This is a genomic window from Enterobacter sp. RHBSTW-00318 (genome assembly GCF_014101375.1).
GTDB lineage: Bacteria > Pseudomonadota > Gammaproteobacteria > Enterobacterales > Enterobacteriaceae > Enterobacter > Enterobacter ludwigii.
Genome location: NZ_JABXQH010000001.1, coordinates 1992683 through 2005836 on the forward strand (window position 1 = coordinate 1992683; position 13154 = coordinate 2005836).

The following is a 13154-nucleotide window of genomic DNA, read 5'->3' on the forward strand; positions in this document are numbered from 1 at the left end:
TGATTCAGGACACCAGTCCCAGCGCGCGTTTCACCGGGCCAAAGCTGCGTCGGTGATGTTCAGTTGCGCCATGTTCAGCCAGCCTTTCCAGATGAAAGGCCGTTGGATACCCCTTATGCTGGGCGAAGCCATACTGAGGGTAAGTGAGGTCCAGCGCGGCCATTTCGGCATCACGCGTCACTTTGGCAATGATAGAAGCCGCACTGATTTCTGCGACCCGGCTATCGCCTTTCACCACCGCCATTGACGGCATCGGCAATGCAGGGCAGCGGTTTCCGTCAATCAGGACATACTCCGGGGTAATTTTCAGACCCGCCACCGCGCGCTGCATCGCCAGCATAGTGGCATGCAAAATATTGAGTTCGTCGATCTCATGCGGCTCTGCACGCCCCAGGCTCCAGGCCAGCGCCTTTTCCTGAATCTCACTAAACAGCGCCAGACGGCGCTTTTCAGACAATTTTTTAGAGTCGTTTAACCCGATAATCGGGCGAGCAGGATCGAGGATCACCGCAGCGGTCACCACTGCACCCACTAACGGGCCACGACCGACTTCGTCCACACCCGCCACGAGGTGGGTGTGAGGATAAATAAATTCCATCATTTTGCTAACTCCAGCACCGCTTCAGCCGCTTGTTCATCGGCATTACAGCGGATCTGCTGATGCAGTTCGCGGAACGTATCATGCATCTGGTGGCTGGTTTTGCCGTCGGCCAGTAGCGGTAACAACGCATCGGCCAGCGCCTGCGGCTCGCACTCATCCTGCAGAAGCTCTTTCACCAGCTCGCGCCCGGCAAGCAGGTTTGGCAGAGAGACATAGTCCGTTTTCACCAGACGTTTCGCCAGCCAGAAGGTGAACGGCTTCATGCGATAGCCTACCACCATCGGGCATTTCGCCAGCATACACTCCAGCGCAGCGGTGCCCGAGGCCAGAAGTGCGGCGTCGCTTGCGACCATCGCCTCACGGCCCTTCCCGTCCAGCAGATGAACATGGAGATCCGGAGCAACGTCCGCCTTGATGCGCTCAAACTGCTCGCGACGTTTTGCATTCACCAGCGGCACAACCACTTCGAGGTCAGGATAGGTCTTGCGAAGGATTTGCGCCGTTTTCAGGAAGTCCGCGCTGAGCATCTCGACTTCTGCACCACGGCTACCGGGCAGCAGTGCCAGACAGTGCGCATCATGAGGAATACCCAGCACATCGCGCGCCGCGTTTTTATCCGGATCCAGCGGCATTGCATCCGCCATGGTATGACCGATAAAACGGCACGGGACATTAAATTTGTCGTAAAACGCTTTTTCGAAAGGCAGAAAAGCCAGCACCAGGTTGGTTGACCGTCCGATTTTGAAAACGCGTTTCTGTCGCCACGCCCAGACGGACGGACTGACATAATGAATGGTTTTGATGCCCTTCTGCTTCAGATTCCCTTCGAGGGTAATGTTGAAATCCGGTGCATCGATACCGACAAACACATCGGGTTTGAGTTCGGTAAAGCGACGGGTGAGATCGGCACGAATGTGCAGCAGACGACGCAGGCGACCCAGCACCTCAACGATGCCCATCACGGCCAGCTCTTCCATTTCATACCAGGCTTCACAGCCTTCGGCCTGCATCAGCGGGCCAGCAACGCCTACAAAGCGCGCATTGGGTACCCGGGCCTTAAGTGCGCGGATAAGACCTGCACCAAGAATATCGCCGGAGGTTTCTCCGGCGACCAGGGCTATCGTAAGCGGACGACTGTCGACCATTAACGAATCAGACCCCTTGTGGAACGGTCAAAGAACGTCATGAACTCGTTCACTTCAGGGTGCTTTTCCGCCAGCTCGGCAATTTCCGGCTTCGCCTCTTCCAGCGTTTTACCGCTACGGTACAACAGTTTGTACGCGTTGCGGATTGCAGTAATCGCTTCGCGGCTAAAGCCACGACGCTTGAGGCCTTCGATGTTCACGCCAAACGGCGTGGCATGGTTACCCTGCGCAATGACGAACGGTGGGACATCCTGCGCCACACCGGAGCATCCGCCGACCATCACGTGTGCACCAATGATGCAGAACTGATGGACTGCGGTCATGCCGCCAATAATTGCGAAATCATCTACCGATACGTGTCCTGCCAGCGTTGCGTTGTTGGCAAGAATACAGCGGTTACCTACCGTACAGTCGTGCGCGATATGCGCATTAACCATAAACAGGTTGTCGCTGCCCACCTTCGTCAATCCACCACCCTGTACTGTTCCACGATGAATGGTGACGCTTTCGCGAATGCGGTTACGATCGCCGATTTCCAGACGGGTCGACTCACCAGCATATTTAAGATCCTGGTTTACTTCGCCGATGGAAGCGAACTGATAGATCTCGTTATTGCAGCCAATAGTCGTATGACCATTCACGACAACGTGAGATTTCAGTACTGTACCCTCACCAATTTCGACATGGGGTCCAACAATACAAAATGGGCCAATATGGACGTTAGCACCAATAATGGCACCGACTTCCACAATGGCGGTAGGATGAATAAAGGCGGATTTATCAATCACGTATCAAGACTCCCGGCTACGAGCACACATCATAGTCGCTTCGCAAACAACTTTGCCGTCAACCAGAGCTACGCCTTTGAAGCGAGTCAGGCCGCGACGCGTTTTTTCAAAAGTGACTTCCATGATCATCTGATCACCAGGCACGACAGGACGCTTGAAGCGCGCTTCATCGATACCCGCGAAGTAGTACAGCTCACCCGGCTCCAGTTTGCCCACGCTTTTAAACGCAAGAATACCGGTAGCCTGTGCCATCGCTTCCAGAATCAACACACCCGGGAAGATAGGTTTACCCGGGAAGTGTCCCTGGAAGAACGGCTCGTTCACGGAAACATTTTTCACTGCGCGCAGAAAACGACCTTCTTCAAAATCCAGCACACGGTCTACCAGCAAAAACGGGTAGCGGTGCGGCAGAAGTTCTAAAATCTCTTCAATATGCAGAGTATGAGTGTCAGTAGTCAAAATACTCTTCCTGTCAAAATGTACTGATAAAAATAATAACACGGCCTGCCGGTTTATAAGAAAGCCGACAGGCCGGGGAATATAGCATTAAACGGATGAACGCTTAGTCTTGTTGATCGATTTTGCGCTCAAGAGACTTGAGTCGCTTGCTCATATCATCAATATTCATCACCAGAGCAGCTGTTTTACGCCATACCTTGTTGGGTTGCAGCGGGATGCCAGAGGAATAGACGCCAGGTTCGGTGATAGGACGCATTACCATGCCCATTCCTGTCACGGTCACCTTGTCGCATATTTCCATATGGCCATTAATCACGCTCGCACCGCCGATCATGCAGTAACGGCCAATTTTCAGGCTGCCCGCCATGATAACGCCACCCGCAACCGCGGTATTGTCGCCAATCACAACGTTATGCGCAATCTGGCACTGATTATCGATGATAACACCATTGCCAATAATCGTATCGTCAAGTGCACCACGGTCAATGGTGGTACAAGCACCGATCTCAACACGATCGCCGATAATCACGCGACCAAGCTGTGGGATCTTAACCCAATTACCACGATCGTTAGCGTAGCCAAAGCCATCAGAACCAATCACTGTGCTGGACTGAATGAGGCAATTTTCGCCAATTTCTACTTCATGGTAAACAGACACGTTGGCCCATAAACGGGTCCCGGCGCCGATTTTCGTATTTTTCCCAACGAAACAACCTGGGCCAATGACAACGTTATCGCCCAGCACCACGCCAGATTCGATAACGGCATTTGCGCCAACTGCCACGTTGTGACCAAGCTGAGCCGTCGGATCAATCGCTGCACTGGCAGCAATGTCCTGCGCCGGCTGCGGCGTGGAATCAAGAATTTGTGCCATGCGTGCATACGTCAGGTAGGGATTTTTCACTACCAATGCGCTTCCAGTGGCAAACGGAAGATCGTCCTGCGTCAGAACAACAGCTGACGCCTGGCATTGAGCCAGTTGCTCACGGTACTTAGGGCTTACCATGAAGGTAATAGTGCCGGCTTTAGCAGATTGCATGGACGCAACAGCGGTGATGACGAGATCGCCATCACCGTGTAATTCTGCATCCAACTGCTGAGCTAAATCAGCCAGTCGAATTGAAGGCATTACTTATTTAACCTGTTTCAGAACATCAGCGGTGATGTCTTTAACATCGCTGCTGTTGAAAGCAACGGCATTCGCATCAACAACCAGATCGATGCTCTGATCGGCAGCAACTGCTTTAACAGCAGTCTGAATGCGAGTCACCAGCTTGCCACGCTCTTCGTTAGAACGACGCTGACGATCCTGCTCGAAAGCCTGCGCTTTCTGGGAGAACGTCTGACGCTGAGCCATTACGTCTTTTTCCAGCTTGCTACGGTCGCTCGCTTTCATGGTAGAACCATCACGCTGCAGACGCTGCATTTTGGACTGAAGATCGTTTTCCATACCCTGCAGTTCGCTTGCACGGCCTTTGAATTCGTTTTCCAGCGTCGCAGAAACACCTGTTTTCTGTGCAACCTGCTGGAACAAATTACCCATGTTGACGATTGCAATTTTGTCTGCTGCCTGAGCAGAGGTTGCCATCGCTAAACCGAGACCTGCAGCTAATAACCACTTTTTCACAATTAACTCCTTACCATCCCATTGGCACCAGAAGGTACCGTTCTTTGCGTGGCAAGGCGATCGTGTTACCGATCGCCAGTTGTCAGCGCTACACTGCCAACGCATTCCATTGCAGCGGATTATTACCAGGTTTTACCAATGTTAAACTGGAATTGCTCCGCTTTGTCTCCATCGTATTTCTTAAACGGCTGGGCGTAAGAGAAGACCAACGGCCCCAGCGGTGACATCCATTGTAATGCGATACCTGCAGACATGCGAATATTGCTCGGATCGCTGTAGTCTGGTACGCCTGCCGCACGCATCTGGGCAGTATTCTCCCAGTTGGTATCCCATACAGTACCGGCATCCCAGAAGATGGATGTACGGACTGAGTTTGCGTATTTATCACTGATGAACGGCGTAGGCGTGATGAACTCCAGGCTGGCAACGGCCATGGCGTTACCGCCCACCGCATCATCAGAGCTACAGACTTCAGAAGACGACGATTTATTACAGTTATCGGTGTCGTTACCACCGTAATAGACCGCTTTCGGACCAATGTTGTTGGACTGGAAGCCACGGACGGTGCTGGAACCACCGGCGTAGAAGTTCTCATAGAATGGCAGTTCTTTGCCACCTAAACCATCGCCATAGCCCCAACGGGTACGACCCAGGACTACCCACTTGTGGTCGTCATCAATTGGGAAGTAGGACGCAGTGTCCAGCGTTACCTTGTAGAACTCGTTATCAGACCCCGGAACGGTCACTTTACCGTTCAGGTTGACACGAGAACCTTCCGTCGGGAAGTAACCACGGTCGAGACGGTTATAGGTCCAGCCATAGTTGAAGGTGAAGTCATCAGCAGCAAAGCCGTTGTTGTCCCCATTTTTACTGGTTGACTGGCCAATAGAGTCCAGATAACGCCACATCGCCACCTGCGGTTGCATGTTGGACAGGTCGTTATGCACATAACCTAAACCAGCGCGCAGCGAGTTGTATTCGTTAACCGGGAAGCCGAGCGTGCCATCTACACCGTAGCTCTTGTTGGTGTAAGAAGACAGATCCGCGTCATCTGCTTTAAAGTCGTTATAGAAGATACGACCGCCCAGGCTCACACCATCTACGGTGAAGTATGGGTTGGTAACAGAGAACTCAGAGTAGGTCTGGTAGTCGTTTTTGGTACCGTTGATACCTACGGAGTAACCCGTACCCAGCCAGTTATCCTGCTGTACGCCGACCTGGAAGCTGACGCCACTTTCAGTACCGTAGCCCACACCGAAGTTAAAGCTACCGGTGTTACGCTCTTTGACTTTATAAACGACATCAACCTGATCCGGGCTGCCCGGAACACGCTGGGTATCGGTATCAACCGTTTCGAAATAGCCCAGACGGTTCAGACGCTCTTTACCCTGGTCAACAAGGTCGCTACCTAACCATGCGCCTTCCATCTGACGCATTTCGCGACGCAGGACGGAATCTTTGGAGGTGTCGTTACCTTCGAAGCGGATCTTACGCACGTAGAAACGGTTACCCGCATCAACGTTAACGTGAAGCTTCACAGTTTTATCCGCGTCGTTGATTTCAGGCTGAGTTTGTACACGCGGATAAGCATAACCATAGCGGCCGAGCAGCTTCTTAATGCTGTCTTCCATTTTGGTCACTTTAGACCCGCTATACAGCTCGCCCGGCTGAATTTTGGTCAGCGATTCGATCTCAGCAGAATGGCCTGCCAGGTTACCACTCACGTCAACACCAGAAAGCTTGTACTGATCGCCTTCTGTGATGTTAATCGTAATGTAGATGCCTTTCTTGTCTGGCGTCAGACTGACCTGAGTCGAGTCGATGTTGAAACGGGCATAACCGCGATCCAGATAGTAGCTGCGCAGGGTTTCAAGGTCGCCCGCCAGTTTCTGCTTCTGGTATTTACGATCGCCCACCACGTTCCACCATGGCACTTCGTCGCGCAGCTGGAACGTAGAGATCAGTTCATCGGTGCTGAACGCGTGGTTACCCACGATGTTGATCTGTTGGATCTTCGCAGAAACACCTTCCTGGAAGACCAGTTTCAGGTCAACACGGTTACGTGGCAACGGCGTCACAACTGCTTTCACGCTGGCGCTGTATTTACCCACGCTGTAATAGAAGTCTTCCAGACCTTTTTCTATGTCTGAAAGGGTTGTGCGGTCCAGGGATTCCCCCACACGTACGCCAGATGCTTCAAGGTTCTGCTTGAGCATGTCATCTTTCACCGACTTGTTACCGGAGAAGGTGATACTGGCGATCGTCGGACGTTCTTTTACCTGAACCAGAAGCGTATCACCATCGCGCAGGACGCGGACATCCTCGAAGTTGCCAGTGGCAAACAGAGCACGGATGGTGTTACTGATGTCATCATCATTAACCGTATCGCCGGGGCGCACAGGCATACTGAGGAGGGCCGCACCAACGGCGACACGCTGAAGGCCTTCGAAATGAATGTCTTTCACTACGAACCCGTCAGCACCGTATACGGTGGCGCTGCTAAACAGCAGCGACGCTATGAGCAACTTTTTCATCGCCATCGTTATTATGCGTTCTTCCTAACTAACTCTCTTACAACCGAGAGAAATCATTGAAAAGTGCAAGCCCCATTAACAGCACCAGCAAAATCGAGCCAATGCGATAACTAAAGTCTTGAACTCGCTCGGATACCGGCCCGCCTTTTAGCTTTTCAATCGCCAAAAACAGCAGATGACCCCCGTCTAAAACGGGAAGCGGGAACAGGTTGATTATCCCAAGGTTCACGCTAATGAGCGCAAGAAACATGAGATAGTAAATCACCCCGAACTCCGCTGACATCCCAGCCCCCTGAGCTATTGAAATTGGCCCACTGAGGTTGTTCAGTTTCACATCACCGGTTATCAATTTCCCCAACATGTTTACCGTCAGCTTCATCAGTTGCCATGTTTTATCCGTGGCTTCAAGGATGGCGCTGAACGGCCCATACTGGCGTATTGTCTTGTACTCATCTGGCAGCGGGATGACTTTCGGCACAACGCCTGCAAACCCTTCTGCCTTTTTGCCGACCGACTTCGTATCCGGAGTCAGCGTCAGCGAAAGCGGACTGCCCTGCCTTTCAACTTCCAGCGCGAGCGACGTGCCCGGATTATCGCGCACCAGAGTAACAAAGGTCATCCACTCTGTTAATGGTTGACCATCGACTTTAACGATCCTGTCGCCCGCTTGCAAACCTGCTTTGCTGGCAGCCGAGTTTGCTTGTACTTCGGCTAATACCGGCTCAATCTGCGCACCGCGTGGACGAATGCCCAGCGCAGAGACGGGATCTTCTTTGTCTGGCTCGAAACGCCAGTGACGTAAATCGAGCACTTTGTCCTGGCGCTGGTCAGAACCAAACGGCGACACGCTGAATGTTGTCTGCCGATCGCCAATTTTGGCTACCAGCTGCAGACGCACGGCATCCCAATCAGGGGTTTCGATGCCATCAATCGCTTTAAGTTCCATCCCCGGCGTAATTTGCGCACTCGCCGCGATGGAATCAGGCGCAATTTCACCCACAACCGGACGCACGCCAGGCACGCCGATGATAAACACCAGCCAGTAGGCGAAAACAGCAAAGATGAAGTTGGCTACCGGCCCGGCAGCGATGATGGCGGCGCGTTGTCCAACGGTTTTGTTGTTGAATGCGCTGTGTCGTAGCTCAGGGGCGACAGGCTCAACGCGTTCGTCGAGCATCTTAACGTAGCCGCCAAGCGGGATAAGAGCGATGACAAATTCTGTGCCGTGGCGGTCAGTGCGCGTCCAGAGTGATTTACCAAAACCGATGGAAAACCGCTCTACTCGCACACCGCAACGGCGAGCAACCCAGAAATGGCCAAATTCATGCACGGTAATCAGTACACCCAGTGCAACAATGAACGCCGCCAGGTTCCAGAGAATGCTCAGCATAAAACCTTCCGTTAAATCGTCCCGAATACCAGTAAAAGCAAGCACGCAAACACTGGAACAGCCGCTGTCAGGCTATCAATGCGATCCAGTATACCGCCATGTCCTGGAATCAGGTGTCCGCTGTCCTTAATCCCTGCTTCACGCTTAAACATACTTTCGGTTAAATCACCGAGTACCGAGGCCAGCGCAGCAAATATAGAGCACACCAGCAGTATTGACGGTGCCACTTCCAGATTCGCCCAGACGCCATAGCCCCAGGAAATGATTGCTGCCGTAAACAGGCCGCCGATGAATCCTTGCCAGGTTTTGCCCGGAGACACTTTTGGCGCCAGTTTATGTTTGCCAAACAGTTTACCAAACATATAGGCCCCAGAGTCAGCCCCCCAGACGAGAATCATCACATAAAGCAGCCAGATCGCGCCGCTGTAGTGGTTTTCGTCATAGTGCCAGGCGCGCAGTGCGACCATACCCCAGAAAAAAGGAACAATTGTGAGCAGGCCAAAAATAAGACGCAACACTTTTGAATTACGCCAGAATGCCGCGGAACCTGGGTAAAAAAGCACCAACAGCAGCGCGGCAACCCACCAGCCCAGCGATATCCAAAGGGAACCGGCAACCAGCGGTTGATGAATATCATGGTGATATTCAGGCAAGGTAAACAGCATCAGGGCCAGGATAAAGCCACAGAGTACCGCCAGCCATACCCGCTGAGTGCGTGAGGTAAAGCCGCTAAACTGACCCCATTCCCACGCGGCGAGCATGCAGACCACCAGCGTCAAAATAGCGAATCCCACCGGGGGCAGTAAAAACAGCGCCGCAATGACAATGGGTATTAATACAAAAGCGGAAATCAGGCGATACTTCAGCAAAAGCTACCCCCATCAGGCTTTGTCGCCACCTGGCTCGGTGCCGCCGAAACGACGCTCTCGATTGGCAAAGGCATGCAGCGCACCTTCAAAGTCTTGTTCATCAAAATCGGGCCAAAGAACATCAGTAAAGTAAAGTTCGGCGTAGGCAATTTGCCACAGCAAAAAGTTACTGATGCGATGTTCTCCCCCTGTCCTAATTACCAAATCCACAGGTGCCAGTTCATTCATGCAGATTTGCTTACTCAGCGCCTCTTCATCAATTTGGTCGGGTCTCAACAGCCCTTCCTGAACCTGTTCGGCCAGATGCCGAACGCCCTGGATAATATCCCAGCGTCCACCGTAATTCGCCGCGATATTGAGCGTCAGACCGGTATTATTTTCAGTCAGCGCTTCTGCTTTACGAATCCGTTCCTGCAAACGTGAGTTAAAACGACTGGTTTCGCCGATAATACGCAGACGGACGTTGTGGCGGTGCAGGCTTTTTACTTCGCTATCGAGCGCCCACACAAACAATTCCATCAACGCGGTCACTTCCTGCGGCGGTCGATTCCAGTTTTCACTGCTAAAAGCATAGAGCGTTAACGCATCAATGCCGTTATTGGCGGCAAAAGAAACGGCGCGGCGAACAGATTTCGCCCCAGCTTTATGCCCAAAGGCTCGTATCTTCCCTTGTCTTTTCGCCCAGCGGCCGTTGCCATCCATAATGATTGCTACATGACGGCAGCCATGAGCTGGCAAGTTTTCGCTTATTGGTTGATTCGCAGACAACATAACGCGTTTTTGGTCCCTGAAAAGGATTTAACGGTACTCAGGAATACTGAAGCCTATACGTAAAAAAGCCGTGTCAAACCACGGCTTACCTGACCACGTAAAGTCAAATACCTGCGATCAGGTGGCGCAGACTATATCACTGAAGCCCAACGCTAACAAATAGCACAACCACTAGTGCTTGCTTTATCACCAGCTTGCGAGGCGTGTCACCTGCTTACGTGCAATAACGCGAGCCTGTGCATCCACCGCCAGCACCTCTTCCACGCTTTGTGGTTCGCGCAAATCCATCATTTCCAGTACCGATAAATTCAACGTCGCAATATCGGTAAATCGGATCTGCTGATTCAGAAATGCCTCAACGGTAATTTCATTAGCTGCATTAAGTGCCGTCGTCGCCGCCTGCCCCTGGTCAAAGGCTTTCATCGCAAGCTTCAGACACGGATAACGATCGTAGTCCGGTTCGCTAAAGGTCAGTGAACTCAGCTTGCAAAAATCGAGCGGTTTCGCCCCGGACTTCACCCGATTCGGCCACGCCATGGCATGCGCGATAGGCGTGCGCATGTCCGGTTCGCCCAGTTGCGCAAGGACGCTGCCATCCTGATAGCGCACCATCGAGTGAATCACCGATTGCGGGTGGATCAGCACTTCCATCTGTTTCGCCGACGCATTGAACAGCCAGCGCGCTTCAATGTATTCCAGACCTTTGTTCATCATGGTGGCGGAGTCAACGGAGATCTTACGCCCCATTGACCAGTTCGGATGACGGCACGCCTGCTCAGGCGTCATTGCGCTCAGTTCAGACAGTGGCGTTTCACGGAACGGGCCACCTGACCCGGTAAGCAAAATCGATACTACGCCATTCTGCTCCAGGTCAGCGTACCCCAGGTTCTGTTGAAAAGGTTGCGGTAAACTCTGAAAAATCGCGTTGTGCTCGCTGTCGACCGGTAAAAGACGCGCCCCGCGCTGCTTCACCGCCTCCATAAAGAGACGTCCGCAGGTCACCAGCGACTCTTTGTTAGCCAGCAGAACCTCTTTACCGGCATCAATAGCGGCAAGCGTCGGTAGCAGCCCTGCAGCCCCGACGATTGCCGCCATGACCTGATCAACCTCATCCAGCGCAGCCATGTCGCAGGCCGCCTGCTGGCCGCTCAGGACCTCGGTACGACAGCCTTTCTCACGCAACTGCGCGGTGAGCAGGCGGGCGCTCTCTTCGTCATCCATAACCGCATAGCGAGGCGTAAACTCCAGACACTGTTCGATCATACGCTGCACATTCTTACCGGCCACCAGCGCGGTCACGGTGTAATGTTCAGGATTATGGCGAACAACGTCGAGAGTGCTGCAACCGATAGAGCCGGTTGAGCCAAGGAGTGTTAAATGCTTCATGAGATGCCCGAAAAAAGTTAGACCAGATAAAAGCAAAACGCCGCCAGCAAGACCCGAAGTCCTTCTGAACGGCGTTTATCAGTGTACGACAGAAATCAGAACTGCATCAGTTCCGCTTCTTTATCTGCCAGCGCCGCATCAATTTTCTTGATCGCAGCATCCGTCATCTTCTGAATGTCGTCCTGAGAACGACGATCGTCATCTTCACTGATCTCTTTTTCTTTCAGCAGCGCTTTGAGTTTATCGTTCGCATCACGACGTACGTTACGCACGGATACGCGACCCTGCTCAGCTTCACCACGAACAACTTTGATCAGGTCTTTACGACGTTCTTCAGTCAGTGGAGGCAGTGGAACGCGAATGTCAGCGCCCGCAGAACTTGGGTTCAGACCGAGGTCAGACGCCATGATCGCTTTCTCAACCGCTGGGCTCATAGAACGATCGAAGACGTTGATTTTCAGCGTACGGGTATCTTCAACGGTAACACTCGCCAGCTGACGCAGTGGCGTTGGCGTGCCGTAGTATTCTACGATGATGCCATCCAGCAGGCTTGGGGAAGCACGGCCAGTACGGATTTTGCTGATTTGGGTTTTGAACGCTTCTACGCATTTTTCCATGCGTACTTCAGCATCTTTTCTGATTTCGTTAATCACGTTACGAATCCTTGAAAACTTGTCTCAGGCAGACTATCCGCCAGCACAGCGCTACAGGTGTGCTAAGTATAGTCGCGTTTAATTCTGACAACGCCAAAGGCGCGCCCAGGTAAGATACCACTACAAAATAAAGCGGAATCTTACCTGTATTTATCGCCGACGGAAATTATTCCGTGATCAAAGTGCCTTCTTTTTCACCCATGACCACGCGACGCAGTGCGCCAGGTTTGTTCATGTTGAAGACACGGATCGGCAGTTTGTGGTCACGAGCCAGCGTAAAGGCGGCAAGATCCATCACTTTCAGCTCTTTTTCCAGCACTTCGCTGTAGCTCAGCTGATCGTACATGGTGGCAGACGGATCTTTTGCCGGGTCGGCAGTAAACACGCCATCCACTTTAGTCGCTTTCAGAACCACATCGGCTTCGATCTCGATACCGCGCAGGCAGGCAGCGGAATCGGTAGTAAAGAACGGGTTACCCGTACCGGCGGAGAGGATCACCACGCGGTTGTTGCGCAGCAGGCTAATCGCCTCTGCCCAGCTGTAGTTATCGCAGACGCCATTCAATGGGATTGCGGACATCAGGCGGGCGTTCACATAGGCGCGATGAAGCGCATCACGCATTGCCAGGCCATTCATCACGGTTGCCAGCATACCCATGTGGTCGCCCACAACGCGGTTCATCCCCGCTTTCGCCAGACCAGCACCACGGAAAAGGTTGCCACCGCCAATGACCACGCCAACCTGAATACCCAGTTCGACCAGTTCTTTGATTTCCTGTGCCATGCGGTCAAGGATGCTTGCGTCAATACCGAAGCCTTCCGATCCCTGCAGCGCTTCGCCACTCAGCTTAAGCAGAATGCGTTTGTACACGGGTTTTGCATTGGTAGCCATGTTTCTTTCCTGAGACTGTCAACGATTAAGATGGGGGTT

Annotated in this window: 13 protein-coding genes; all 13 read right to left on the reverse strand. The window is 52.6% G+C overall.

The annotated features are described in order from the left end of the window. Window positions 1-4: 4 nt before the first annotated feature. Window positions 5-601, reverse strand: a complete 597-nt coding sequence (gene rnhB / locus HV157_RS10060) for a ribonuclease HII (protein ID WP_014168714.1) — start codon at window positions 599-601, stop codon at window positions 5-7. Beyond that, the gene (lpxB, locus tag HV157_RS10065) at window positions 598-1746 is read right to left on the reverse strand and encodes a lipid-A-disaccharide synthase (RefSeq protein ID WP_032681631.1); all 1149 of its coding nucleotides are present in this window, start codon (window positions 1744-1746) and stop codon (window positions 598-600) included. Before lpxB ends, rnhB begins: the two co-directional genes overlap by 4 nt. Beyond that, window positions 1746-2534 carry an acyl-ACP--UDP-N-acetylglucosamine O-acyltransferase gene (gene lpxA / locus HV157_RS10070; protein WP_020882620.1) on the reverse strand — a complete coding sequence of 263 codons (789 nt, stop codon included), beginning with the start codon at window positions 2532-2534 and terminating at the stop codon, window positions 1746-1748. The genes lpxB and lpxA overlap by 1 nt, the downstream gene beginning before the upstream one ends. A 3-nt stretch (window positions 2535-2537) precedes the next feature. Continuing rightward, window positions 2538-2993 (reverse strand): 3-hydroxyacyl-ACP dehydratase FabZ, encoded by a 456-nt coding sequence (gene fabZ / locus HV157_RS10075; protein ID WP_010426706.1) that lies wholly within the window; start codon window positions 2991-2993, stop codon window positions 2538-2540. 103 nt (window positions 2994-3096) lie between these two features. Then, the gene (lpxD, locus tag HV157_RS10080; RefSeq protein WP_014168709.1) at window positions 3097-4122 is read right to left on the reverse strand and encodes a UDP-3-O-(3-hydroxymyristoyl)glucosamine N-acyltransferase; all 1026 of its coding nucleotides are present in this window, start codon (window positions 4120-4122) and stop codon (window positions 3097-3099) included. A gap of 3 nt (window positions 4123-4125) precedes the next feature. After that, the gene (skp, locus tag HV157_RS10085; RefSeq protein WP_020882619.1) at window positions 4126-4620 is read right to left on the reverse strand and encodes a molecular chaperone Skp; all 495 of its coding nucleotides are present in this window, start codon (window positions 4618-4620) and stop codon (window positions 4126-4128) included. Window positions 4621-4742: 122 nt separating this feature from the next. Continuing rightward, window positions 4743-7160, reverse strand: coding sequence for an outer membrane protein assembly factor BamA (bamA, locus tag HV157_RS10090; protein WP_014168707.1), 2418 nt, complete (start codon window positions 7158-7160; stop codon window positions 4743-4745). Between the two features lie 31 nt (window positions 7161-7191). Next, window positions 7192-8544, reverse strand: coding sequence for a sigma E protease regulator RseP (gene rseP, locus HV157_RS10095; protein ID WP_020882618.1), 1353 nt, complete (start codon window positions 8542-8544; stop codon window positions 7192-7194). Window positions 8545-8555: 11 nt separating this feature from the next. Continuing rightward, window positions 8556-9413 carry a phosphatidate cytidylyltransferase gene (gene cdsA, locus HV157_RS10100; protein ID WP_014168705.1) on the reverse strand — a complete coding sequence of 286 codons (858 nt, stop codon included), beginning with the start codon at window positions 9411-9413 and terminating at the stop codon, window positions 8556-8558. Window positions 9414-9425: 12 nt separating this feature from the next. Then, window positions 9426-10184: a (2E,6E)-farnesyl-diphosphate-specific ditrans,polycis-undecaprenyl-diphosphate synthase gene (gene ispU, locus HV157_RS10105; protein ID WP_014168704.1), complete on the reverse strand. Its 759-nt coding sequence runs from the start codon at window positions 10182-10184 to the stop codon at window positions 9426-9428. A gap of 186 nt (window positions 10185-10370) precedes the next feature. After that, a complete protein-coding gene (ispC, locus tag HV157_RS10110; RefSeq protein WP_020882617.1) occupies window positions 10371-11570 on the reverse strand; it encodes a 1-deoxy-D-xylulose-5-phosphate reductoisomerase in 1200 nt (399 codons plus the stop codon). Window positions 11571-11665: 95 nt separating this feature from the next. Next, window positions 11666-12223 carry a ribosome recycling factor gene (gene frr, locus HV157_RS10115; RefSeq protein WP_014168702.1) on the reverse strand — a complete coding sequence of 186 codons (558 nt, stop codon included), beginning with the start codon at window positions 12221-12223 and terminating at the stop codon, window positions 11666-11668. A gap of 166 nt (window positions 12224-12389) precedes the next feature. Then, the gene (gene pyrH, locus HV157_RS10120; protein ID WP_003856194.1) at window positions 12390-13115 is read right to left on the reverse strand and encodes a UMP kinase; all 726 of its coding nucleotides are present in this window, start codon (window positions 13113-13115) and stop codon (window positions 12390-12392) included. Window positions 13116-13154 lie beyond the last annotated feature (39 nt).

Excerpts from the sequence above, each read along its gene's own strand:
- rnhB (WP_014168714.1), bottom strand. The coding sequence starts at position 601 with ATGATGGAATTTATTTATCCTCACACCCACCTCGTGGCGGGTGTGGAC.
- lpxB (WP_032681631.1), bottom strand. The coding sequence starts at position 1,746 with ATGGTCGACAGTCGTCCGCTTACGATAGCCCTGGTCGCCGGAGAAACC.
- lpxD (WP_014168709.1), bottom strand. The coding sequence starts at position 4,122 with ATGCCTTCAATTCGACTGGCTGATTTAGCTCAGCAGTTGGATGCAGAA.
- bamA (WP_014168707.1), bottom strand. The coding sequence starts at position 7,160 with ATGGCGATGAAAAAGTTGCTCATAGCGTCGCTGCTGTTTAGCAGCGCC.
- rseP (WP_020882618.1), bottom strand. The coding sequence starts at position 8,544 with ATGCTGAGCATTCTCTGGAACCTGGCGGCGTTCATTGTTGCACTGGGT.
- ispU (WP_014168704.1), bottom strand. The coding sequence starts at position 10,184 with ATGTTGTCTGCGAATCAACCAATAAGCGAAAACTTGCCAGCTCATGGC.
- ispC (WP_020882617.1), bottom strand. The coding sequence starts at position 11,570 with ATGAAGCATTTAACACTCCTTGGCTCAACCGGCTCTATCGGTTGCAGC.
- pyrH (WP_003856194.1), bottom strand. The coding sequence starts at position 13,115 with ATGGCTACCAATGCAAAACCCGTGTACAAACGCATTCTGCTTAAGCTG.